Source organism: Paenibacillus herberti (assembly GCF_002233675.1).
Lineage (GTDB): Bacteria > Bacillota > Bacilli > Paenibacillales > Paenibacillaceae > Paenibacillus_O > Paenibacillus_O herberti.
On record NZ_NMUQ01000001.1, the window covers coordinates 2,293,190 to 2,314,772 of the forward strand.

Annotated in this window: 22 protein-coding genes; 6 read left to right on the plus strand and 16 right to left on the minus strand. The window is 51.6% G+C overall.

Going from position 1 to position 21,583, the window contains the following annotated elements:
* The 3 genes from pstA to CGZ75_RS10565 form a co-directional block, all read right to left on the minus strand.
* Positions 1-894: a phosphate ABC transporter permease PstA gene (gene pstA / locus CGZ75_RS10555; RefSeq protein ID WP_089524122.1), complete on the minus strand. Its 894-nt coding sequence runs from the start codon at positions 892-894 to the stop codon at positions 1-3.
* Positions 891-1,916, minus strand: coding sequence for a phosphate ABC transporter permease subunit PstC (gene pstC, locus CGZ75_RS10560; protein ID WP_245850772.1), 1,026 nt, complete (start codon positions 1,914-1,916; stop codon positions 891-893). Before pstC ends, pstA begins: the two co-directional genes overlap by 4 nt.
* 102 nt (positions 1,917-2,018) lie before the next feature.
* Positions 2,019-2,933: a phosphate ABC transporter substrate-binding protein PstS family protein gene (locus CGZ75_RS10565; RefSeq protein ID WP_089524123.1), complete on the minus strand. Its 915-nt coding sequence runs from the start codon at positions 2,931-2,933 to the stop codon at positions 2,019-2,021.
* Positions 2,934-3,117: 184 nt separating this feature from the next.
* Between CGZ75_RS10565 and CGZ75_RS10570 the strand changes: the two genes are divergently transcribed.
* Positions 3,118-4,050, plus strand: a complete 933-nt coding sequence (locus CGZ75_RS10570) for a LysR family transcriptional regulator (protein ID WP_089524124.1) — start codon at positions 3,118-3,120, stop codon at positions 4,048-4,050.
* 152 nt (positions 4,051-4,202) lie between these two features.
* Here the strand turns inward: CGZ75_RS10570 and CGZ75_RS10575 are convergent, their stop codons facing one another.
* From CGZ75_RS10575 to CGZ75_RS10590, 4 genes are all read right to left on the minus strand, one after another.
* The gene (locus CGZ75_RS10575) at positions 4,203-4,571 is read right to left on the minus strand and encodes a DUF3243 domain-containing protein (RefSeq protein WP_089524125.1); all 369 of its coding nucleotides are present in this window, start codon (positions 4,569-4,571) and stop codon (positions 4,203-4,205) included.
* A 111-nt stretch (positions 4,572-4,682) separates the two neighbouring features.
* Positions 4,683-5,342 carry a nitroreductase family protein gene (locus CGZ75_RS10580; RefSeq protein ID WP_089524126.1) on the minus strand — a complete coding sequence of 220 codons (660 nt, stop codon included), beginning with the start codon at positions 5,340-5,342 and terminating at the stop codon, positions 4,683-4,685.
* A 331-nt stretch (positions 5,343-5,673) separates the two neighbouring features.
* Complete coding sequence (locus CGZ75_RS10585) at positions 5,674-6,333, minus strand: hypothetical protein (protein WP_089524127.1); 660 nt, start codon at positions 6,331-6,333, stop codon at positions 5,674-5,676.
* A gap of 67 nt (positions 6,334-6,400) precedes the next feature.
* Positions 6,401-7,303 carry a transglutaminase domain-containing protein gene (locus CGZ75_RS10590; RefSeq protein ID WP_089524128.1) on the minus strand — a complete coding sequence of 301 codons (903 nt, stop codon included), beginning with the start codon at positions 7,301-7,303 and terminating at the stop codon, positions 6,401-6,403.
* A gap of 329 nt (positions 7,304-7,632) precedes the next feature.
* Between CGZ75_RS10590 and CGZ75_RS10595 the strand changes: the two genes are divergently transcribed.
* Positions 7,633-7,887, plus strand: a complete 255-nt coding sequence (locus tag CGZ75_RS10595; RefSeq protein ID WP_089524129.1) for a GlsB/YeaQ/YmgE family stress response membrane protein — start codon at positions 7,633-7,635, stop codon at positions 7,885-7,887.
* 92 nt (positions 7,888-7,979) lie between these two features.
* Here CGZ75_RS10595 and CGZ75_RS10600 read toward each other — a convergent pair whose 3' ends face one another.
* The 6 genes from CGZ75_RS10600 to CGZ75_RS10625 all read right to left on the minus strand — a co-directional run bounded on the left by CGZ75_RS10600 (position 7,980) and on the right by CGZ75_RS10625 (position 15,491).
* The gene (locus tag CGZ75_RS10600; protein WP_089524130.1) at positions 7,980-8,243 is read right to left on the minus strand and encodes an HPr family phosphocarrier protein; all 264 of its coding nucleotides are present in this window, start codon (positions 8,241-8,243) and stop codon (positions 7,980-7,982) included.
* 1 nt (position 8,244) lies between these two features.
* Positions 8,245-9,972, minus strand: coding sequence for a phosphoenolpyruvate--protein phosphotransferase (ptsP, locus tag CGZ75_RS10605; RefSeq protein WP_089524131.1), 1,728 nt, complete (start codon positions 9,970-9,972; stop codon positions 8,245-8,247).
* A 110-nt stretch (positions 9,973-10,082) separates the two neighbouring features.
* On the minus strand, positions 10,083-11,231 hold the full coding sequence (locus CGZ75_RS10610) for a mannitol-1-phosphate 5-dehydrogenase (RefSeq protein WP_089524132.1): 1,149 nt from the start codon (positions 11,229-11,231) through the stop codon (positions 10,083-10,085).
* Positions 11,231-11,665: a PTS mannitol transporter subunit IIA gene (locus CGZ75_RS10615; protein WP_089524133.1), complete on the minus strand. Its 435-nt coding sequence runs from the start codon at positions 11,663-11,665 to the stop codon at positions 11,231-11,233. Before CGZ75_RS10615 ends, CGZ75_RS10610 begins: the two co-directional genes overlap by 1 nt.
* A 9-nt stretch (positions 11,666-11,674) precedes the next feature.
* Positions 11,675-13,939 carry a BglG family transcription antiterminator gene (locus CGZ75_RS10620; protein WP_089524134.1) on the minus strand — a complete coding sequence of 755 codons (2,265 nt, stop codon included), beginning with the start codon at positions 13,937-13,939 and terminating at the stop codon, positions 11,675-11,677.
* Between the two features lie 91 nt (positions 13,940-14,030).
* Entirely contained in the window at positions 14,031-15,491 is a 1,461-nt protein-coding gene (locus CGZ75_RS10625) for a PTS mannitol transporter subunit IIBC (protein WP_089524135.1), read from the minus strand.
* Between the two features lie 254 nt (positions 15,492-15,745).
* Here CGZ75_RS10625 and CGZ75_RS10630 point away from each other — a divergent pair, with 254 nt between their 5' ends.
* Positions 15,746-16,921: a M20 family metallopeptidase gene (locus tag CGZ75_RS10630; protein WP_089524136.1), complete on the plus strand. Its 1,176-nt coding sequence runs from the start codon at positions 15,746-15,748 to the stop codon at positions 16,919-16,921.
* A gap of 427 nt (positions 16,922-17,348) precedes the next feature.
* On the opposite strand, the gene CGZ75_RS10635 is transcribed toward CGZ75_RS10630, so the two are convergent.
* Together CGZ75_RS10635 and aroC are read right to left on the minus strand one after the other, a co-directional pair.
* Positions 17,349-17,684 (minus strand): GNAT family N-acetyltransferase, encoded by a 336-nt coding sequence (locus CGZ75_RS10635; protein ID WP_089524137.1) that lies wholly within the window; start codon positions 17,682-17,684, stop codon positions 17,349-17,351.
* Positions 17,685-17,753: 69 nt separating this feature from the next.
* Positions 17,754-18,812: a chorismate synthase gene (gene aroC / locus CGZ75_RS10640; protein WP_089524138.1), complete on the minus strand. Its 1,059-nt coding sequence runs from the start codon at positions 18,810-18,812 to the stop codon at positions 17,754-17,756.
* Between the two features lie 111 nt (positions 18,813-18,923).
* Between aroC and CGZ75_RS10645 the strand changes: the two genes are divergently transcribed.
* From CGZ75_RS10645 to CGZ75_RS10655, 3 genes are all read left to right on the plus strand, one after another.
* Entirely contained in the window at positions 18,924-19,814 is an 891-nt protein-coding gene (locus tag CGZ75_RS10645) for a LysR family transcriptional regulator (RefSeq protein WP_245850773.1), read from the plus strand.
* A 124-nt stretch (positions 19,815-19,938) separates the two neighbouring features.
* Positions 19,939-20,484: an NAD(P)H-dependent oxidoreductase gene (locus CGZ75_RS10650; protein ID WP_089524139.1), complete on the plus strand. Its 546-nt coding sequence runs from the start codon at positions 19,939-19,941 to the stop codon at positions 20,482-20,484.
* Between the two features lie 18 nt (positions 20,485-20,502).
* Positions 20,503-21,045, plus strand: a complete 543-nt coding sequence (locus tag CGZ75_RS10655; protein ID WP_089524140.1) for an NAD(P)H-dependent oxidoreductase — start codon at positions 20,503-20,505, stop codon at positions 21,043-21,045.
* A gap of 64 nt (positions 21,046-21,109) precedes the next feature.
* Here CGZ75_RS10655 and CGZ75_RS10660 read toward each other — a convergent pair whose 3' ends face one another.
* Entirely contained in the window at positions 21,110-21,484 is a 375-nt protein-coding gene (locus CGZ75_RS10660) for a winged helix-turn-helix transcriptional regulator (protein WP_425436483.1), read from the minus strand.
* Positions 21,485-21,583: the final 99 nt, after the last annotated feature.

The following is a 21,583-nucleotide window of genomic DNA, read 5'->3' on the forward strand; positions in this document are numbered from 1 at the left end:
TTATTTGGATGCCGTCAGCTTACGGTACATGTAGCGACCCAACCAGCGCGATCCCAGATTGAACAGTAACACTGTAATGATCAGCACCGTGGAAGCACCTGCTGCGATTTGAGCCGCATCTGGCGCAATACCTTCGCTGTTGATTTTCCAAATATGAACGGCCAAAGTTTCCGCTGGACGGAGCGGGTTAAGCGGTGATACCGGGCTGAATGGATTCCAGTCGGTAAAGTCCAGTCGCGGCGAGCTCATGCCAGCCGTGAACAGCAGTGCTGCGGCTTCGCCGAAGACGCGGCCCGCGGCCAAAATGGTACCGGTCAGAATCGTTGGCAGAGCGACCGGGAGCATCACTTTCGTAATTGTTTTCCAGCGGGTCAAGCCAAGGGCGAGACCCGCTTCCTTTTGCTCACGGGGAACGCCTCGAATGCCCTGCTCGGTAATCCGCACCATAAGCGGCAAGTTGAACACCGTGAGCGCCAATGCGCCGGCCAGCAAGGAAAACTTAAGATCGAAGTAGTTCACGAACACGAGCAGGCCGAACAGGCCAACAACGATGGAAGGGAACGAGGACAGAACCTCAACGACCAGTCGAATGAAATCCGTAAACTTGCCGGGACGAGAATATTCCGCCATATAGATACCGGCGCCGATGCCGATCGGTACTGTAATCAGCATCGTCAGCACGAGTAAAAACAAGGAATTGAATAGCTGCGGGCCGATGCCTCCGCCGACTTTGAACGTTTGTGGCGGGGAAGTCAGGAAGTCGAAGCTGATGTGACCGATACCGCGATACAAAATGTAACCGATCAATCCGCCCAAAATGACAATGATCAGAAAGGCGAAGAAGTAAAAGACTCCGGTCGCGATGCGGTCGACCTGTTTGTTGGATAATCTCATCGCAGACTTCTCCTTTCCAGAACGCGGACGATAAAGATAAAGACGAAGGTCATAGTCAGAAGCATGAGCGCCAAGCTCCACAGTACGTTATTTTGAACGGTGCCCATAATGGTGTTACCCATGCTCAGCGTAATAACGCTCGTCAGCGTAGAGGCCGACTCGAACAGGGAGTTTGGAATATGCGGCGCGTTGCCGATAACCATCTGAACAGCGAGCGCCTCGCCGAAAGCCCGCGCGATGCCAAGCACGACGCCAGTCAACATCGCTGGCAGCACCGCAGGCAAAATGCTGCGTGAAATCGTCTGCCAACGCGTCGCGCCTAGCGCGTAGCTACCTTCCTTGAGGCCGCGCGGCAAGTTGGACATTGCGTCCGTAGCTATTGTCGTAATCGTCGGCAGGATCATGATGGACAGCACAATTGCTCCCGCTGCGATGCCGAGGCCTTGTCCAGGGAATACGGAACGCAGGAAAGGAACGATTACACTAAGACCGACAAAACCATATACAACGGACGGAATACCCGCCAGCAGCTCGATGACCGGCTGCATAACCGTTTTGCCGAACTTAGGCATGAGCTCCGTCATGAATATCGCGGCGCAAAAAGCGAGCGGCGCTGAAATACACGCGGCCAAAATGGACGTCATGAACGATCCCGTAATGAACGGGAGCGCTCCGAACGTTTGCGGTTCTCCGTCCGGTGCCCATTTGACGCCGGTCAGGAACTCCTTGAGGCTGACGCCATTAACGAAAAAGGTAGCCAACCCTTTGGATGCAACAAAATAAACGATCGAAAAAATAGTGATGATGAGCACAGAAACGCAAATCATCGTATAGGTTTTGCCGAACCACTCGTTGCCGGAGCGACTGCGTTTGCGGGCAACAGGTTTATTGCCCGAAGGCTTACCGCCTGTAGACTGATTGGAGGAAACATTCATCGGTTGGCTTACCGCCTCTCCTGGGGTCGGCGCAGCAGGGTTTGCGCCCTCGGAGCTTCTAGTTGAAGGTTCTATAGTGGCTTTCATCGCTTATTCTCTCCTTACGCCGAATACTCTTGGCATGGCGCAAAGCCAAGGGGGGCTGGTGAAGCCCCTCTTGGCCTGCTGCTGCGTCTATAGGTATAGGTATTATTTTTTTACAATTTTGCCGGATTCATCGCGCGTCACTTGCATTTCATTGATAGCGATGTAGCCAAGCTCCGTTACGTCGGTCTTTTGAATATCATCAGTCAACATGAAGTCCAGGAAAGCTTTAACCGCTTCGTTCGGCTCGCCCTTCGTGTACATATGTTGGTAAGCCCAGATCGGATACGTGCCTGCTTTGACATTGTCTGGAGTTGCTTCCACACCGTCAAGCTTCAGTTTTTTAACGGAATCGTCCAGGTACGACAGAGCCAGATAACCGATTGCTCCAGGTGTTTCGCCAACGAGCTTTTTAACGGTACCGGAGGAATCCTCTTGAATGTTACCTGGGAGATCTTCGGAAGCCGTGCCCAGACCGTATTTCTCGAAAGTTTTACGGGTACCGGAGCTGGATGGACGGTTGACGATGACGATTTTCGCGTCTGCGCCGCCAACTTCTTTCCAGTTCGTTACTTTTCCAGTGAAGATGTCAACCAGTTGCTGTTTAGTCAGGTTGTCGATTGCAATGTCTTTGTTAACGACTGTTGACATTGCTACGACTGCAACTTGATGGTCGACAAGCTCTTCTGCTTTAGTAGCGTCACCGTCTTTGAACTTCTCATTTGCAAAAATGTCGGAGTTGCCGATGTCAGCTTGTCCTTCGGAAACTTGAGTCAGCCCGGTGCCGCTACCGCCGCCCTGAACCTGAACCGTGATCCCGCTATATTTGGAATCGGCCATGAATTTATTGGCTACTTGCTCAACCAGAGGCTGCATGGCTGTTGAGCCAGCTGCCAGGATGGAACCGCTTAGGCCCTCTGCGCCTCCGCCACCGCTTGTTTCGTTGCCGTTTTTACTACCGCATGCAGCAAGCGTCAAAGCAAGAACCATCGTCATCATGACCAGCATCGTCTTCTTCATCTCTTTTTGTTTCCCCTTCCGAGAACCAAGTTTTGTTCTGGCTTACGAGACTTATTGTACGGGTTAGTTGTTAAAGCGGTATGTTCGGTTTGTAAAAGGAAATGTAAATATACATAGATAATATCTATGGTTATTACGTATAATTGAATAATTATTCTATATCCTGCGAAACAGGGAGTGATTTATGATGACAATCGTTAAATGGAGGCTGCTCGTCCTGCTGGAGAGACATAAAAAGGTCACTCTTGTCGCTCAGGAGCTTGGCTTAAAGCAGCCGACCGTAACGTTTCATATGAAGAAAATGGAAGAAGAATGGGAAACGCAGCTGTTTCATACGAAAACGGGCCGAATTCTTCTGACTGATGCAGGCCGAATTCTACATCGCTTCGCCCTGCAGATGCTCCAGCTGCATGAGGAAGCGCGGCAGGAAATGAACCTTCGCGGTCCCGCCGTCAAGCGGCTCCGAATTCGGCTCGATGTTCCTTGTCGGGAAGAAGCTGCCGCGCTGGCAGGACTATTGCTTCAACCTTTCGGCTATGCCCTGTCGTTTACGGAAAGAAGCTCCGAACATGCCGACACGGAGCAAGGTGAGCCGGACCTGCTGATTCGCGAAGTGCTCCAGCCTTCGTTGAGCAACGGTATGCACTTCTGGAAAGCAGAGCTTAAGCTTGGCGTATCGGCTTCCCACTCTGCCTTCTCTTCGCTCTCGGCTCAAGAACTTATGGATGCCGGAGTCGGCTGGATTGCTACTGAGGCAGGTTCACTATTGCGCCGGCAAAGCCTGAACTGGGCATCCCACCGACAAGAGCGCTTATTCGAGAGTTATACGGTACCGGATACGGGAACAGCGCGTGCGATGGCGGCACAAGGACTAGGTTTTGCAATTCTGCCCGATTTTAGCCTTAACGGCGGAGCCGAGCCCTATGCACAAACCATTCAAACCACTCAAACCACTCAAACCACTCAAACCGCTCAAACCACTCAAACCGCTACGCTTAACGGCGTACGGCTTCTCCCCCTGCCCGCGACTCCTGCCTATGGACTGGAGCTAGTGGCCGGTGCTGGTCTGCGGCAGCTCGACGAAGCACTGTATATGAGCTTGTTCGGAGGAGAGTGACTTGCGGTTCTCCCTCTGCCCTGCGGCAGCTCAACGAAGTGTTTTATATGGTTTGTTCGCAGCAGCGTAGCTTGCAACAATGAGATGGTAACAAGACAAAAAACACCTGCCCTCGTGGACAGGTGTTTCTATTTTGAAGGAATGATATCTATTCAAGAGCGCTCGATGACCGGTTCATTAGTTTCTTGGCTAAGTCGAACGAGCATATGAGCAAGCATGTGGCGCTCCTCTTCCTTGCCGATTTTCCAAAGCTCCTGCAGCAGTTTTTCTTCGCTATTGCGCGGCTCCTCATGCTCGGCCAGATAATCTGCCACCTTCTCCGCAGCTTGCGCCAGTTGTTCGTCATTCAAGCCAATCCGTCTGGCCAGATCAATACGATTGCCCAAATAGTGTTTGAATTCGGTGAAACTAGAGAGAATTCCCTCTTTTTTAGAGGTGTCCATTTGTTGTAGCGTATCCTTGACCTTCTCTTGAATATTTAAAGATCTCGGTTCTTGATGAGTACCATTCCCTTGTGCCATGTATTAATCCGCCTCCTGGGTCTCGTAGTTTGGCTTGCTTAAGCTCTACTTACCCGGTGAGTTTTCGGTTCAATCTACTGGCACTGTCGAAAGGCTACTTCAAAAAGACAATTAGCGGTTAAAGCCGTTCCAGCTAGTTACATAATCAACATCAAGCCTCACCGTAGGATGGCCTGGCTGAGCTGCCTTGCCGACTGCGATCAGCATTACATTAGCGTAACGTTCGGAAATGCCCATGAGCTCGCGGAATTGATCTACATTATAACCACCCATAGGGACCGTATCGAGCCCTTTGGCGCGAGCGGCGAGCATCAGTTGCTGAGACACGAGGCCTCCGTCGATAAGAGCAGATTGAAGCAATCTCTCTGGAGGTCGCGATCCAACAAAGTTGCTCATGTTGGTCACCAGCTTTTCGGCCGTTTCTTCATTCATATAGCCAGCCTCCACAGCTTTGCCATAAATGAGCGGAGCTTCGGTGTAGGCCTTGAGGTCTACAAGTACAGCTATAACTGCCGATGCAGCAACGACTTGCTCTTGATTAAAAGCGATCGGGAGCAGTTGCTGCTTCAGCTCCTGATCCGTAATTACGATGAAGCGCCATGGCTGCATATTGCTGCCAGATGGAGCCAGCACCGCTGCTGCCAGCAGATCTTTAATTTCCTCTTCTGTCAGCTTGAAGTCCGGATCGTATTTACGAACGGAACGTCTGCCCTTAACTACCTCATAAAAATCTACCAACGATTGCGAATCCTGCTGACCTGTTGTTGACATACGTCCACTCCTCTAAACTGTATTTATATTAATCACAGTATAGTTAAGCTTCGATTGTCTGTCAATCCATTTAATTCTTAAGCTTGAACATTTTCCTGGTAAAGGATCAAGAGTGAAATTTCGAATTACGTAACGGAACTCAAAGACGCTATTGAGGGGACTTCGCGTTATAATCATCAATTTTGACCCCAATAACGCCGCTCAGTTCCGTTGGCCTTGCCAACAATGTGCTGGAGAGTGCCGTTATGGCAATTAAAAGAAGACGGGAGAAAGCTGAGCCTGGCTCAGCTTTCTCCCGTCTTGCCAACTTCATGATCTTTGGGAAAAGATATTAAGCGTCCATCCCATGCTCTTCTCTGATGCGGTAAAGCCCCGTTATAAGCGGATCTGCCGTATCACGGTTGAGCAAGTGCAGAGCAAGCAGGAAATGGAACGGCATCGCCACTACATTGTTCCCATCTGTAATAGACGGGAAGCCGGCTTCGACAACCGGACCATGTTCGGGGTGAATGTCGATGTCCACATGTACAGGCTCGTCCGGGAATTCACTGCGACAAGAATTCGCACAATGCGGAACGATAATTTGGTCGAACAGGTACTTGGCCTCTTCCTCGTTCTGCGGTGGCGGAGGCAAGAGACGACTGCGCTCTCCGCGCAGAATATCGACAAAGAATGAGGACATCCACAGGGCAGGATCCTCGTTCTTCTGGAAATTCTGGACTAACTCATTCATGAAAAATCCCACGGAATGAGGGTTCTTATTGACATCCAGCAACCGGTACGTGAACAACGGGCCATACATAGGATGGCTCACGACCTGGCCGTCCACTTCGTATTCATCTTGGTAAAAAGTTTGGAGCGCCAGCTCGCCGTGTTTGTACAATGCCGCGATCATCTGCTGGAGCTCAGCCTCGGAAATCTCAGGCTGGCCTTGAACCGGGGGTTCAGTGCTCTCGGTTTCCTGCTCTTCGGTATTCTGATTAGTCGTCATGAACGCATCCTCCTCATGCGTCCATCTTACCATCCCAGACTGGAAAGGGAAAGCCGTTTCAGCTGTATCAAAGCTTAAGGGAACGCATAGCAGCGGCCTTCAGCTCAGCCCCGGAGCGCGGATATGCAGTACGGTCCCAGCTATGATCCTTTTCCAATACGGCATCCGACTTGAGGAAATAGGAAAGCTTGCTGCGACCTGCGCCGGGATCATCCAGCGTTGTATCCAAATGAAGCCAAGTACCATTCAGTTTGACCAAATTCCAGATATGCAAATCGCCCTTGGCGCTGCCGTAAACCATTCGGTTCTCATACCCTGCCTCTTCAAGCATCCGTTGCAGCAGCAGCGCATAACCTTGGCATACCGTACCATTCGCGCCAAATAATCCTGCATAAGCGGAATGATCATCCAGCGAACTATCGTAACGCAATCGGCCAATTACCCATTCATAAATGGCCTGCAGATGCTCCTTGCCTTGTTTGCCAGAGATCGTTTTATCGGTTAATGCCTTGCGTGCCTCCTGCCGTACGGCTTCGCTTTGCTCCGGTGTTTCCCAGTATGTCATTCCATATTCAATCGTTGCCTCGGACGCGGTGCTTGTCCAGCTCCAATTCATTTTTTTAAGAACAAAGCGCATATAATCATCTTTGGAGCCAACATCCTTGAACACCTGCTGCAGCTTTTTATCGATGCCGGATGTGTCGCCTTTAAATTTAATCGTTACACGGTCCCCATAGTTGTTGCTCATGACATTGAATACAATATCCGCAATTTCTCCATAGGAGGAAGCGTTATGTGTCGAGCCGGGGGCGTAAAGCTTGGCCTTATCAGCCCCAGCAATAACGGCAGTTGTTGTGGATACCTCCGAGGAAGCGGCATGTATTTGCCCTGGAGCTGGAAAAACAAGACTGGATGCCAGCAAAACCGCCAAAACTGCCGTTGTTGTCGCCTTTTTATTCAAACCCATCATTCCGATTCCCCCTTGGTAGTCCTGCCCTTAGAACCATTCGACATAAGACTAAAGATCTATCCATATATCGATTATAGTTCTAATGGCACGGTTTTCTGCTACCAACTTCTTCGGAATGAATAACTTTAGAATGAATATCCCGCTAAAGAATTAGTTCTTTAGTACTATTTGTGAAACTTTCTTTTCTTATATTAATAATGGCATGCCAAGCAGGGAAACCTGAAAAGGCAAACGACAGGTTTAACGAAGGTGTTTTGAGCCTGAGCTATACGGTTACTTAATAGCATGAGCAGTACACAATACGAAACAGAATAAGGGAGGAAACAAACATGTCACTGTTATGGGCACTTATCGTAGGTGGTATCATCGGCTGGCTGGCAGGAATGCTGGTGGGACGTGATGTACCAGGAGGAATTATCGGCAACATCGTAGCGGGCTTCATCGGTGCATGGCTCGGTTCCATGCTGCTTGGACAATGGGGTCCAGTCGTAGGCGGGTTTTACTTTGTACCGGCTTTGATTGGCGCGATTGTACTGGTCTTGATTGTCAGCCTGATCCTTGGAAGCATGCGTCGCGCCCGTTAACAATGGCAGACTGCATGTCAAGCGACGGCAAGGCATAAGTAAAAAGGGCGTCCCTTCATCCATTGGATGAAGGGACGCCCTTTTTGTGCCGTTTATTCTTCGTAAATTTTAGTCAGCATTTCGCCCAATTCCTGCAGCGCCTGCTCCTCTTGCTCACCATCGGTTTCCAACGTAATCTCGCTGCCTGCCGAAATGCCGAGCGTCAGCAAGCCAAGTGAGCTTTTGCCGTTGGCTTTCTTAGTGCCTTTATACAGCGTGACCTTGCAAGGGAAAGAGCCTGCTTTTTCCACGAAAAGCTTACTTGGACGGGCATGGAACCCTTGTGGATGGATAACAGTGAAAGTTTGGGATTGCATATCAGTGTTCACTCCTTGATTGATGTTGGCGTACGAGAGAAAGAACTTCCGCTTGAGAGCCCAAATCCAGCGCCTGACGAGCCAAGGAGGCGCATTCCTCGCGTGATAACCTGGAAATTAGTTCACGTGCGGGCAGTATAGAAGAGGCGCTCATGCTGAATTCATGAAGGCCGAGGCCCAGCAGCAGCGGAATGGCATCGGCATCTCCGGCCATTTCGCCGCACATGCCAGTCCAGCGCCCATTACGCTGGGCCGCTTGGATAACCATGTCGACAAGTCGCAAAATGGACGGATGATGAGGTTGATACAGGTATGCAACCGACTCATTCATCCGGTCGGCGGCCATCGTATACTGAATGAGATCATTCGTTCCGATGCTGAAGAAATCGGCTTCCCGAGCCAGTGCCCCTGCATTCAGCGCCGCGGCTGGAATTTCAATCATGATGCCGATCTCAATCTCATCTGATACAGCGATGCTCGCCGCTTCCAGCTTAACCCGCTCCTCTTCGACGATCCGCTTGGCCGCTCCAAGCTCATCCACTACGGCAATCATCGGGAACATAATGGCCAGCTTACCATAAGCGCTCGCCCGAAGCAGTGCGCGGAGCTGGACGCGGAAGAGCTCATCCTGATTCAGACAGAGGCGAATCGCCCGCTGTCCGAGAAACGGATTGCTTTCCTTCGGTAAGTCCATATAAGGAAGCTCTTTATCGCCGCCGATGTCGAGCGTACGGATGACAACTCGCTTGCCGTTCATTTTTTCGAGCACATGCCTGTAAACGGTGAACTGCTCCTCCTCGGTCGGCAGCGAGCTGCGACCCATGTAGAGAAACTCCGTGCGGAACAATCCGATACCGTCGGCGCCGTTCTCCAGCACCTTGGCAAGATCTTCGACACTGCCGATATTCGCCGCAAGCTCCACTTCATGACCGTCCGCCGATAGGGAAGGGCGATCAACAAAGCTGCGCATACGGGCAACATTTTCCTCGTAGGCACGCTTGCGCTCACGATAATCGGTCAGCTCCTGCTCCGTCGGCTCCACGATGACGCTGCCTAACACCGCATCCAAAATGACAGTCATGCCCGTCTCGATGCGCTTCGCCTGCAGACCCATCCCAACAACGGCGGGCAATTCAAGTGAACGTGCCATGATCGCGGAATGCGACGTCCGGCTTCCGATCTCTGTGATAAAGCCGCGCACATAGTTGAGATCAAGCTGAGCCGTATCGGATGGCGTCAGATCAGCAGCGACGAGAATCGCCTCTTCGCTCAGCTCCGATAAGGCGCTGTGCTGACGTCCTACCAGCTTGCTGATGACACGACCGGATACATCTCCCACGTCAGCCGCCCGCTCGCGCAGCAGCTCATCATCCATCGAACGGAGCAGCTCGGCGATTCCAGTTGCCACTTCATGCACAGCCGTCTCGGCGTTGATTTTGTCTTCGGTGATCCTCTCTTCAGCAGCTTCAATCAGCTCCGGGTCATCTAACAGAAAAAGATGCGCTTCGAAAATTTCCGCTTTACGCTCTCCAAGACGTTCCAGCGTCTGAACGCGGATTAGCTCGATATCAGCCTTCGCTTGCTTCACCGCTTCACGCAGCCTTAAGATCTCAGCGGCTGGATCGGCCACTGTAATACGCAGCGGCTCCTGAGCTGCAGCTTGGAGCCGATAAACCTTCGCAATAGCAATGCCCGGCGAAGCTGCCGTTCCTTGCAGATGTATGTTCATTCCGTTCAACCTCCTGTATTTCCATGCCGAAACGGTCGGGTCGAAACGACGATTGTCGCTTCTTTTGTCCGGCGTTGTACTTGAGAGTCGCTGGCTTTCCTATGCCTTAGTTAAAGCTTCGCAAGCTCGTCATACCTCGACACCGCTGCAGCAACGAGCGGATGCTCCTCGGGCAAGCCGCTCGCTGCGGCAAGTGCGCCAGCCGGGCCAAGCTCCCGGATCGACTCTTGAAGCTGCGTCGCTTCAGGATCGCTCGATTCGTCAAAGCGCAAAGCGAGGGCCATTGCCTCGGCCAACCTTTGAGCCGGCAAGCCAAGCTCCAGCGCCCGCAGCGCCGGGCGGACAAGCCGATCCTCATGAGACAGTTTACGCAGCGGCGAACGACCGACACGAACGACTTCGTCCGTTAGATACGGATTGCGGAAACGGTCTATTATTTTAAGAATATAGGCTTCATGCTCCGCACGATGGAAGCCGTAGGCTTCAATAAGCATGTCCCCCGACTCCTTCAGCACCGATTGCACAAACGCGGCGATGTCCTCGTCCTTCATCGATTCCTGAATGGTGGCATACCCTTTGCTGTAACCCGCATACGCGGCGGAGCAATGACCCGTGTTCACCGTGAACAGCTTGCGCTCGATGAAAGGAATGAGGTCGTCGACATAATGGACGCCTGGCAGCTCCTCTGCTCCGGGCAGCATTTGCGAGCGATTGATGACCCATTCATAAAATGGCTCAACCGTAACCGCCAGCGGATCCTCATGATGCTGGAGCGGCACGATCCGGTCTACAGCTGAATCCGGGAACGCAGCCATTGCCGAGACGGCGGCTGCTTCTTCCGGTTGGAGTAAGGCGAGCACCTGCTCTTTCAGCTTCGCGCTCGCCCCGATAGCATTCTCGCAGGCAATTAGATGGAGCGGTTCCCCGCCGCGCTGAAGTCTCAGCTTCAGGCCGGCAGCAATGCCCGGTGCAATATGCTTCAGAATATTCACGCCGACAGCCGTCGTTATTAAGTCAGCCGAAGCTACTGCCTCCGCGACAGCTGCGGGATCCCGGCCATCTATCGCCGTCACGCCAGTTACCTGGATCCCGCTAGCTCCTTCTTCCGCCAGCGTAACCGTGTATTCACCTCGCTGCTTTAGCTCTTCAACAATTCGTTCGTTTACATCCGAGAAAATGACCTCATAACCGCCTTGGCTAAGCAATAGTCCGATAAAACCTCGGCCGATATTGCCCGCGCCGAAGTGGACGGCCTTCATTATTCCATCTCGCTTTCAAAGATCGCGATAATTTCTTCCGCGCTTTGCGCCGTGCGAATTCGCTCCATGTTCTCTTCCTCCGAGCAAACCATCGCCACGCTAGTGAGAATGTCCATATGCTCGCCGTTTTGTGCGGCGATGCCGACGATTAGAACGGCTGGCTCATCGCCGCCAAAGTCTACGCCTCCAGGCACTTGCAGCATCGACAAAGCGGTTGACTTGATCAGCGCCTTACCTTCATTCGTGCCATGTGGGATTGCGAGCCCGCTACCCATATAGGTGGAGAGCGACTGTTCACGCTCGATCATTTTGGCAACATATCCTTCTTCCACATGACCGCCGTCCACTAACAACTGGCCCGCCATACGAACCGCTTCCCATTTATCAGCAACCTGCACATTAAGCTTGATCAGACTCGCATTAAGTATACTCATAGCTGTAATTCACTCACTTTCCAATTTATGGTCTAAGAAGGCTGTCAAATAAGCGGCAAGCCGCTTGCGGATTACTTGTTCCTTGCCGGTAGCAAGGGTATCGATCATCGCTTGGTCGAGCAGTGTCGCGCTAATCTCGCTCAGCACCTCAAGGCTTTCGCGATTCAGCGTTCGCGGCGCCAACATGAGTAGGAATCGCTTGAGAGAAGTTCCGTCCTCAGTCTCATGGGCATCGTTCTCTTTCATATCAAGCGCCTGCTCCAGCTCAAAAAGCATTAACACGGGCTTCGCCACCAGCTCGCTCCGTGTATGAAAAAGCGCCAAATCCGTTCCGGGTATAAGCTGTGTTCCTTGCATTTCCCGCTGAATAAGCTGCATCGCAATGACGGAAGGGTCCAGCACCGCTTCTCGAAGCTCCTCACGGCTGCATGCCTCTAGCAGCAGAACTTCCAGATTTCCCTCAGCAGCAGGAAGCTTAATGACGCGGAAACGATCCAACAGACTGACGCATTGTTGCACAGCCCGGCTGAGCGAATGTAGTGCTTCTGTCCCTCCCGATTGGAACTCTTGGGACGATTGGGATGTTTGAGCTGGCGCAGCGCGCTCAGCTTCGCTGCCGGAAGCTGCATCTGCTTCCGGCAGGACTGCCCGTTTATGCAGCCTTACAGACTCCCGCTCCACAGACGGTTCGGGCAAGGGAACGAGACGTTCGCCTTGCAGCGAGCTGCGGTCGGAGTCAGCGGAACGGCCCCGCATGAACTCGCGCAGACGATCCGCTTCCGCTGGCGACAGCAGCGGGCTCAGCTTGATGTACTGCCCCTGCGGCAGTGGCAAGTCCACCGTACTGATGATCAAATCATAAGTGCTCGCCGGAATTCGGCTGGCCTCGTACCAGGAAGCTTGTTGCACCATTTTCAGATGAGGAAACTCCTTGCCAAGCCGCATCGCCAGCATCTTGGAAGAACCGATGCCGCTCGTACATACGATAATCGCACGCAGATCCTGGCGCACCTGGCGCTGACGCTCGCAGCTAGAGCCAAAATGCATAACGAGGAAAGCTACCTCTTCCTCCGGCACTCGCGGTCCGGGAAGAACCGCATCACAGGCGCTTCTAACTTGTGCGAACAGCTCCGCGTAATCCTTACGTACCGCATCCAGCAGCGGATTGCGAATACGCTGACCGGCACCGATTCGCTCCAGGGCCGGTTTCAGATGGGCGTAGAGACCGTCGCGCAAGGAGCGGTCGCTGCTGTAATGGGAGTCTCCGAATGCCTCCATTTTGAGAATCAATCGCTGAACAATACCGGCAAGCTCCAAATCCTCCGCCGGAATCGCTCCGCTGGAACGCTCGGCCGCCTTATCAAGCAAAAAACTTGCATAGCGCCGCTCCGCTGTTGAGTATACAAGCTTTGTCTCCTGCTCCAGAAGGCGGCATAACATGTCAGCAGCGACAGAGGGTAAGCGGTTCAAGGCCAAAGCCTGAAGGCTTGCCAGATCAGAGCTTCCTTTTCTCGAAGTCAGTGTCAGCAGCTCAGCCTCTGTAACCGCATGGCCAAGCCCGATCCGTTGCGCTGTGATTGACAGTCTAAGCAGCAGATCGGTGTATGCCTCTTCGCTCAACGGATGTTCATGCTGCTCTTCTTCCCATTGCCACAGCACCTCTTCCAGCGCCGGAATTCGCTCCGTTCCCGCCAGAGAGGCAACCCGGGCGTCCACCGGATGGCGGAGCCGGCCTTCCTCGATAGCAATTAGCGACAGATCGTCGAGCCGCAGTCGCAATAAGGCGCGGATCGCTTCCCGCATGGCTGGCTCGGGGCCGGTGATTTCAACGCCATACCCTCTCCGACGAATGAGCAGCAAGCCTTGCTTGCCGATCCACTCTGTCAGCTCATCGAGATCGGTGCTAACGGTAGACACCGTCACCTTCATTTCATTGGCCAATGTAAAAAGTTTGACGGGATCACGGCTGCCAAGCAACCGACCCAGCAAATAAATCTGGCGCTCGTCGGCAGAAAGCTCAGCCTCATCCGGAGCTTGCAGCTGCGAATGCATCTGCTCCAGCTTTTCCGGCTCACCTTCCAAGCCAAGCCCGGAGCCAGCCTTACGGCGAAGCAGGATTCCGCTGCGATGCAGATAACTTTCGACGGAGTCAAGCTCTCGATGCACCGTTCGCGAGCTCACTCCAATGCGCCGAGCTATCTCGGCAACAGTGATGTCATAGGGAGAGCGAAGCAGCAGATCGAGAATTTGCCTCATACGATGAGTAAGCTCCATCCTCTCCCCCCGTTCCCTTTGATATGAGCACAAAAAACGATGGGATACCGGAGCAAGCTCCGGTACCCAATTGGTCCTTACAATTCCCGAGTTAAGACAGCCGATCTATCAGCTTATCGTACTCCGGGCTTTTCAGGAAATTATCGATTGAAATATGCTCTGCTCCCGGCGCTACACCACGAGCGCGGTCCGTCAGCGTATGATGCGTAATGACGATATCCGCATCGGCTGGAATGTCGCTGATCGCCGTATTCGTAACTTCTACATTCGAGCCAGAAGCTTTGACTTTTTTGCGTAGGATCGAGGCGCCCATGGCGCTTGAACCCATACCGGCGTCGCAGGAGAACACAATTTTATGAATGGCTTCCTTAGGCTTGTGGATTGAAGCATCTGCAGAAGCTGTTCCGGGATTAGCAGTTGCCACACCAGCCGTGCCAGCTGCAGTTGCCGTTCCGGCAGCCTTCATCTCTTTCAGACGACGCGTCGCTTCATCCAATTCTTCGCTATCATCCGTTTGTTTGCTCGTTTTGAGCAGCAATGCTGCAATTACGAACGATACAGCCGCCGAAACGGCAACCCCGATCAGAACCGGCAGCAGTCCGCCGCGCGGAGCCATGGCGATATAAGCGAGAATGCTACCCGGTGAAGCAGGTCCTGTTAGGCCCGCTCCCAACATCGAAAATGTGAATGTACCGCTGACACCGCCTGCGATAACCGCCAACAGAAGACGCGGATTCATCAGAATATACGGGAAGTAAATCTCGTGAATCCCGCCGAAGAAATGAATAATCGAAGCGCCAGAAGCAGATTGCCGAGCCATGCCGCGTCCAGCGATCATGTAGGCAAGCAGAATACCAAGTCCTGGTCCAGGATTGGACTCCAGCATGTACAGGAGTGATTGGCCTGTTTCTCTCGCTTGTTCAACTGCAATCGGATTGAGCAAACCATGGTTGATGGCATTGTTCAGGAACAGCACCTTGCCCGGCTCAATCAGAATGTTTACAAGCGGGAGCAGGTGGTAGTCGACGAGAAATGTTACCCCTGCAGACAGGATGCTCGTCAGGCCTTCAATGGCCCGCCCGATCAGCGAGTAAGCAACTAGAGCAAGCCCACCGCCAATAATACCGAGCGAGAAGTTGTTGACGAGCATTTCGAAGCCGGAACGAATTTTGCCTTCGACCGCATTATCAAACTTCTTAAGTACCCACGCTGCCGCTGGTCCAACAATCATGGCTCCGAGGAACATTGGAATATCTGATCCGACGATTACACCAATCGTAACGAGCGCGCCAATGACACCGCCACGCTGCTTGTGTACCATCGTACCACCGGTGTAACCGATGAGCAGTGGCAAGAGATAAGTAATCATTGGCCCTACGAGCTTAGCTAAATATTCATTAGGCAGCCAGCCGGTCGGGATAAAAAGGGCCGTAATCAAGCCCCAGGCGATGAATGCTCCGATATTCGGCATGACCATGCCGCTTAGAAAGCGCCCGAATTTTTGCACGCCTACGCGTGCGCCTCCGGACGAAGGTGAAGTTGGTTGCGCCATTTGAAGTTCCTCCTCGAATAAGCTTGTCAAAAGGACCGTGCGCGCATAGGTCCTTTGTCCTGCTTAATTCTATGCTAGCAAGTTGCAAGCTACAATCAAATGAAAACGCTATTATGTCAGCATTGTTGCTGACATTACTTTTGAACTGCCCAAAATGCCCTCTGCGAGCTGTTAAACGATCAAGCTTTCTCGCCGCTACATGCGCTATACTGGGCTTATTGTTATTATCATTGTCTGTCCTTGGAGGGAGAACTATGCTCGATTACCAAAACACCATACAAGAGCTCGGTCAGCGCAGTGGAGAACGCTGGAAGGCTCTGTCCCTACGCATTGGCGACAACCCGGAGCTGGGTCATGAGGAATTCCTTGCCTCCTCCTTGTTAGCCGAGGAGCTGGAGCAGATGGGCTTTACTGTACAGAGAGGCGTGCTCGGCATGGAAACCGCCTTTTTGGCCCAGTTCGATTCCGGCAAGCCAGGACCAACAGCCGGTTTTTTATGTGAATACGACGCGCTGCCGGATATCGGGCATGCCTGCGGTCATCATTTGATCGGTGTCATGGGTGCGGCGGCTGGTATTCTTTTGAAAAGTGTCATTGAAAACGTTGGAGGAAAAATCCGCGTGTATGGAACACCAGCTGAGGAAACTCGCGGCGGCAAGGTGACGATGAGCGAGGCAGGTTGGTTCGATGACTGCGGCTTCGTTCTCATGGCTCATCCCTATCATTCGTATGAACGATCCGGCAAGTCGCTGGCGCTTGATGCGCTGCAGTTCGACTTTCATGGACGAACTGCTCATGCTGCAGCAAGCCCCCATCTTGGCGTGAATGCGCTGGATGCCGTAATTATGTTGTTCAACTCTGTGGGCGCCTTGCGGCAGCAAACGCGCAGCGACTCTCGCATTCATGGCATTATCAATAACGGCGGACAAGCTCCCAACATTATCCCCGGTCATGCTTCGGCACAATTTTATGTTCGTGCTGGGGACCGCGCTTATACGAATGAGCTTACCCGCCGCGTGAGCGCCTGCGCCGAAGGTGCTGCGCTGCAAACCGGTTGCAACTTGGAAATCTCACAATTCGAGTACAGCTACGATGAACTAGTGACGAATGAGGCGCTTTCTGAGGTGTTTCAATCCAAGCTTAGAGAAACGGGCGTTCCGGACGATGCTGTATTAACTGGCACAGATCACGGATCGCTGGATCTTGGCAATGTGTCGTTGCGATGCCCGGCGATTCATCCTTATTTGAAGGTTGTTCAAGATAAGCTGTATCTGCACACCGTTGAATTCCGCGACGCAGCTATGCAGGAAGAAGCGCTGGAAGCGATGCTGCTTGGCGCGAGACTGCTTGCTTTGACAGCCTATGAGGTGCTGGCTAACCCCGATCTGTACCAGCGAATCCGAGAGGAATTCGAGAATGGGTCGGTGTAATTAAATCTTGATGCTTTAAGGCTAGGACTCGATTGGGAGTTGATCCCACCAGGCATATGGCTGGGGCCTAGTCCCGTAAGGCTTCAGCAAAAGCTGAGGCTCGGCCCCCAGCATATTTAAGACTAGGACTCGATCAATCGGGTCCTAGCCTTATTTTCGATGGGCGCTTGGCTTAATCCTACTAGAATAGTTAAAGCAATCAGGTGAAATTGTAATACTCTGGATTCGTTCGTGAATTTCAACTATTCATGCCGCATCAGGCAGGCGCTCTCACAGTAAACTGACGAGCGGATATAGCATAAATCTTTTCGCTTCGGAGCTAACGGAACTGAGAGATCTTATTGGACCCCTTTGGCCTCAGAAAATCAAACATTATATAGAAGGAAGCTTTATTTAAAACTATCCGTTCGAAGCACTCCATAGTGTGTTAAATCTTCATAAACGTCTCCCTTAACCAATAAGGCTTCCCAATCCAATAAGCCAGTTCTGCCATATTATGTCTCTTGTTCACATGCAATCCAACTACTCCAAGGAATTTCCCGCCTTCTGTAAGTGTAACAGCGAACGAATAACTATCACCTCTGGCCATAGCCTCCTGTCTAGCTTGGATAAACGAAGGGGCGGAACCTGTTGGATACGGATGAGGGATGCTCAAAGTTGTATCCGCTACATCCCTATTTCCCGCTAGACTCTCTATTGCCTCAGCATCCTGAAGCTCAAGGGGACGTAATGTCAGTCGTTCTGTAACCATCGCTTTTACCATGAAAATACCTCCCAAGACTTTTTATTTGGAACACAAAAAGCCCCATCCCATAAGGGACGGAGCAACCTTTTACCCATCCAACAAAGCGGCTTGGCGCTTGTAATGATCCTCGATGACCATACAAGCCATTGCTTCAATAACCGGAACTACACGCGGGCAAATGCATGGATCATGTCTGCCGATTGTTCTGATTTCGCGTTCCTCACCATTTGCATCCACCGTACGCTGCGGCAATGAAATCGAAGAGGTCGGCTTGACGGCAACGCGGAAAATGATGTCCGCGCCCGTGCTGATGCCACCTACAATTCCGCCCGCATGATTTGTTACGAAGCCGTTCGCGTCCATCTCATCGTTATGCTCGCTGCCGCGCATCGTTGCCGCCGCAAATCCTGCACCGAACTCGATGCCCTTGATTGCCCCGATGGACAGCATCGCTTTTGCCAGCTCCGCATCCAGCTTATCAAATACAGGCTCGCCGAGCCCCGGCAGCACACCGCTGACACGGCATTCCACGATGCCGCCACTGCTGTTGCCTTCTGCAGCCAGTTGCTCGACCCGCTCTACCATGCGCTCTGCCGCAACAGGGTCACAGGCACGCACTGGATTGCGCTCGATCGCATCGGGATCGAATGTTTCACACCGGATGCCATCAATTTCCTTCGTATAGGCCACTATAGATACACCGCGGCGCTCCAGCAGCTTCCGAGCCACAGCTCCCGCCGCTACGCGCCCAGCCGTTTCTCTGCCGGACGCTCTGCCGCTTCCCCGGTAATCGCGGAAACCATACTTTTGATCGTAGGTGAAATCAGCATGCCCAGGACGGTATAGATTTTTAATATCATCGTATGCCGATGGGCGCATATCCGTATTGTTGAGCAAGATGCAAAGCGGCGTTCCAGTCGTCTTTCCTTCAAAAATACCGGAGACAATACGGATTTTGTCGTACTCTTTGCGGGGCGTCGTAACGGAAGACTGACCAGGACGTCTACGGTCCATTTGCACCTGCACATACGCCTCGTCAATTTCAACTCCAGGGGTTACTCCCTCCACAATAACGCCTACTGCTTCGCCGTGCGACTCACCAAACGTCGTCATTTTTAACCGTTCGCCAAATGTACTTCCTGCCATCTATCTTCACTCCCGTTAGTTGTTAACCTCAGATTTCCTTAACACCAAGTTTAACAGTATACTTGTGATAAATGAAATCACATTATTTATACGTTGACATAGAGAGGATTGATGGCAAAGGTGGCGACTAATACCGAATGGTACAGAATCTTCCTGCATGCAGCCGAAAACTCCAATTTGACGAAAGCAGCACAAACACTTCATATGACACAGCCTTCCGTCAGCTACGCGATCAAACAGCTTGAGGACGAGCTTGGCGTCAAGCTGTTTGATCGTTTGTCCAAAGGAGTACGCTTGACCTACGAAGGCGAGGCTCTGCTGCGGCATGTCCGGCAAGCGTTCGAGGAGCTTGAAACAGCCGAGCGCAGCATGAAGCAAAGGCTTCAATTAAACGAAGGCATACTGCGAATTGGAGCCAACGGTGCAATTATCAAACATTTTCTACTTCCTATGCTTGACGCCTTTCACGAGCGTTATGCAGGCATCCGTATTCAGTTGTCACAGGAGCGGACAAGCCTTATTCTCGATCGTCTGAAAAAAGGTTCCCTCGATATCGGCTGTGTGTATTTACCCGTTTCCGATGAGGAAATTGAAATTGTCGGGAGCGATGCCTCGCCTTATTGCGCGGTAGTCGGAAAAGCTTTTGCGGACTGGTCACGAGAACCCGTCTCGGCAGAACAGCTTGCGAAGCTACCCCTGCTCATGCTCTCGCCCGGTAGCTCAACAAGATCCTTTATCGAGGATTGGTTCCGGCACCAGGGAATAGAGGCCGAGGCCGATTTTGAGCTGAACAGTCTGGATATGCTCAGCGAGTTCACAGAAAGGGGATACGGCGTTTCCTTTCTGCCGCGGGCTTACGTGGAACCGCGTATTGCGGACGGAACGCTGGTCGAACTGCGCACCGAAATTCCGCTGCCGGACCGCCGGATCGGAGTCGCGATTCGCAAGAATTTTACACCTTCAATTGGGGCAAAATCCTTTTTGGAATTGCTAATTCGTTGAAGCCTAGCTTAGGGGCACTCACCTTTAGGTAAGTACATGAACTAAATGTGCGTACTTACGCAATTCCTTAATACGGGTTACACTCGATTTCAGAAACAGATACCGCTCAAGGAGGGAAACAAAAATGAAAAAAACGCTTGTTATCGTCACGCATCCAAATATGGATACGTCCATCATCAATAAATACTGGGTAAAGGAGCTTCGCAAATACCCGGACAAATATACGGTTCATGAACTTTACAAAGCTTATCCGGATGAAAAAATTGACGTGGAAAAAGAACAAAAGCTGGTTGACGAGCATGAAAATCTCGTCCTGCAGTTCCCTATGTACTGGGCAAGCTCACCGCCGCTGCTTAAAAAATGGTTTGATGAAGTATTCACCCATGGCTGGGCCCACGGGTCAAAGGGAAAAGCATTTGAAAACAAAAAAACCGCTCTGGCCATATCCTTAGGAGCGCAAGAAGTCGACTTTAGCAAGGATGGAATGGTAGGCCACGAGCTGGATGAGGTTCTGCTTCCTTTTAAAGTGAACTTTGAATTCGTCTTGGCTGATTATCGTCCTCCCTTCACCTTCTTTGCAGCTGAATACAATATGGTAGAAAACAGTGAGTTATTGGGCAAATTGGAGCGCAACGCTCAGGGATATGTTGAATTTCTGGATAAGCTTTAATCTAAGGAGGAATTATTAATGAAAACACTTGTTATCGTAACGCATCCAAATATGGAGACATCCATCGTCAATAAACGCTGGGTAGAAGAGCTCCGCAAATACCCAGATAAATATACCGTCCATGAGCTTTACAAAGCTTATCCGGATGGAAAGATCGACGTAAAAAAGGAACAAGAGCTGGTTGAAGCCCATGGCAATCTGGTTTTTCAATTCCCTGTTTACTGGTGGAGTTCCCCGCCGCTGCTAAAACAATGGTTTGATGAAGTATTCACCCATGGCTGGGCCTACGGATCAAAGGCGGAAGCATTAATAAACAAAAAAACCGCACTGGCCTTAACGGCCGGCGGAACGGAGCATGATTTTAGCGCGGAAGGAAGCTTAGGCAAAACTCTTGATCAGTTCCTGGTTCCCCTTGAAACGTCTTTCTCGTTCTGCAAAGCCGACTACCGCTCTTTCTATGCCTTTTATGGAGCGGAGCATTATTTGGCCGATAACAGCGATTTGCCGCTTCTATTGGATCGCAGCGCTCAGGGTTACGTTGAATTTTTGAACAATCTTTAATTTAATTGCATCAAAAAAAGCAGCATTTCCATTAATGGAAATGCTGTTTTTTTACTATGATTCGTTAAATAGGAAGCGGCTCGGTCTCCGCCTTGGCGCCGGGTAAGAAGTTTTTCTCTCCCCACAGGCACATCATATCCAGCACTGGGATAATCGATCGGCCCCGCTCGGTTAAAGTGTACTCCACCTTTGGTGGAACCTGCGGAAACTCCTTACGGCTAATAAGTCCATCCGCCTCCAATTCTTTTAACATCAAGCTTAACGATTTAAAGGATATGGTGCCCATTCCCCGCTGCAGCTCATTGAACCGCATAACCTTTTTTTCGAAAAGCCAGTACAGAATGGTCATCTTGAATTTACCGCTTATTACAGATAAGGTGTAGCCGAAGCTAGTATCCTTTTGATGAATGCCGGTTAGTTCACAAATGTCATCACCTATGGCGGTTGCCTCCTTTTGAAATATTCGACGGAAAAGTTGACGAGGACGCTTCCTTGCTCTGGCCAAGCCGTCTCTGTAGTGGATAGGCCGCGATCGAGT

Coding starts and splice junctions, on each gene's coding strand:
- CGZ75_RS10580 (WP_089524126.1), bottom strand. CDS start 5,342: ATGTCAACAACAGGTCAGCAGGATTCGCAATCGTTGGTAGATTTTTAT.
- CGZ75_RS10625 (WP_089524135.1), bottom strand. CDS start 15,491: ATGGCGCAACCAACTTCACCTTCGTCCGGAGGCGCACGCGTAGGCGTG.
- aroC (WP_089524138.1), bottom strand. CDS start 18,812: ATGGCAGGAAGTACATTTGGCGAACGGTTAAAAATGACGACGTTTGGT.
- CGZ75_RS10630 (WP_089524136.1), top strand. CDS start 15,746: ATGCTCGATTACCAAAACACCATACAAGAGCTCGGTCAGCGCAGTGGA.
- CGZ75_RS10655 (WP_089524140.1), top strand. CDS start 20,503: ATGAAAACACTTGTTATCGTAACGCATCCAAATATGGAGACATCCATC.
- CGZ75_RS10610 (WP_089524132.1), bottom strand. CDS start 11,231: ATGAAGGCCGTCCACTTCGGCGCGGGCAATATCGGCCGAGGTTTTATC.
- CGZ75_RS10600 (WP_089524130.1), bottom strand. CDS start 8,243: ATGCAATCCCAAACTTTCACTGTTATCCATCCACAAGGGTTCCATGCC.
- CGZ75_RS10620 (WP_089524134.1), bottom strand. CDS start 13,939: ATGGAGCTTACTCATCGTATGAGGCAAATTCTCGATCTGCTGCTTCGC.
- CGZ75_RS10650 (WP_089524139.1), top strand. CDS start 19,939: ATGAAAAAAACGCTTGTTATCGTCACGCATCCAAATATGGATACGTCC.
- CGZ75_RS10615 (WP_089524133.1), bottom strand. CDS start 11,665: ATGAGTATACTTAATGCGAGTCTGATCAAGCTTAATGTGCAGGTTGCT.
- CGZ75_RS10570 (WP_089524124.1), top strand. CDS start 3,118: ATGATGACAATCGTTAAATGGAGGCTGCTCGTCCTGCTGGAGAGACAT.
- CGZ75_RS10575 (WP_089524125.1), bottom strand. CDS start 4,571: ATGGCACAAGGGAATGGTACTCATCAAGAACCGAGATCTTTAAATATT.
- ptsP (WP_089524131.1), bottom strand. CDS start 9,972: ATGAACATACATCTGCAAGGAACGGCAGCTTCGCCGGGCATTGCTATT.
- CGZ75_RS10645 (WP_245850773.1), top strand. CDS start 18,924: ATGGCAAAGGTGGCGACTAATACCGAATGGTACAGAATCTTCCTGCAT.
- CGZ75_RS10595 (WP_089524129.1), top strand. CDS start 7,633: ATGTCACTGTTATGGGCACTTATCGTAGGTGGTATCATCGGCTGGCTG.
- pstA (WP_089524122.1), bottom strand. CDS start 894: ATGAGATTATCCAACAAACAGGTCGACCGCATCGCGACCGGAGTCTTT.
- CGZ75_RS10635 (WP_089524137.1), bottom strand. CDS start 17,684: ATGGTAAAAGCGATGGTTACAGAACGACTGACATTACGTCCCCTTGAG.
- CGZ75_RS10565 (WP_089524123.1), bottom strand. CDS start 2,933: ATGAAGAAGACGATGCTGGTCATGATGACGATGGTTCTTGCTTTGACG.
- CGZ75_RS10590 (WP_089524128.1), bottom strand. CDS start 7,303: ATGATGGGTTTGAATAAAAAGGCGACAACAACGGCAGTTTTGGCGGTT.
- CGZ75_RS10585 (WP_089524127.1), bottom strand. CDS start 6,333: ATGACGACTAATCAGAATACCGAAGAGCAGGAAACCGAGAGCACTGAA.
- pstC (WP_245850772.1), bottom strand. CDS start 1,916: ATGAAAGCCACTATAGAACCTTCAACTAGAAGCTCCGAGGGCGCAAAC.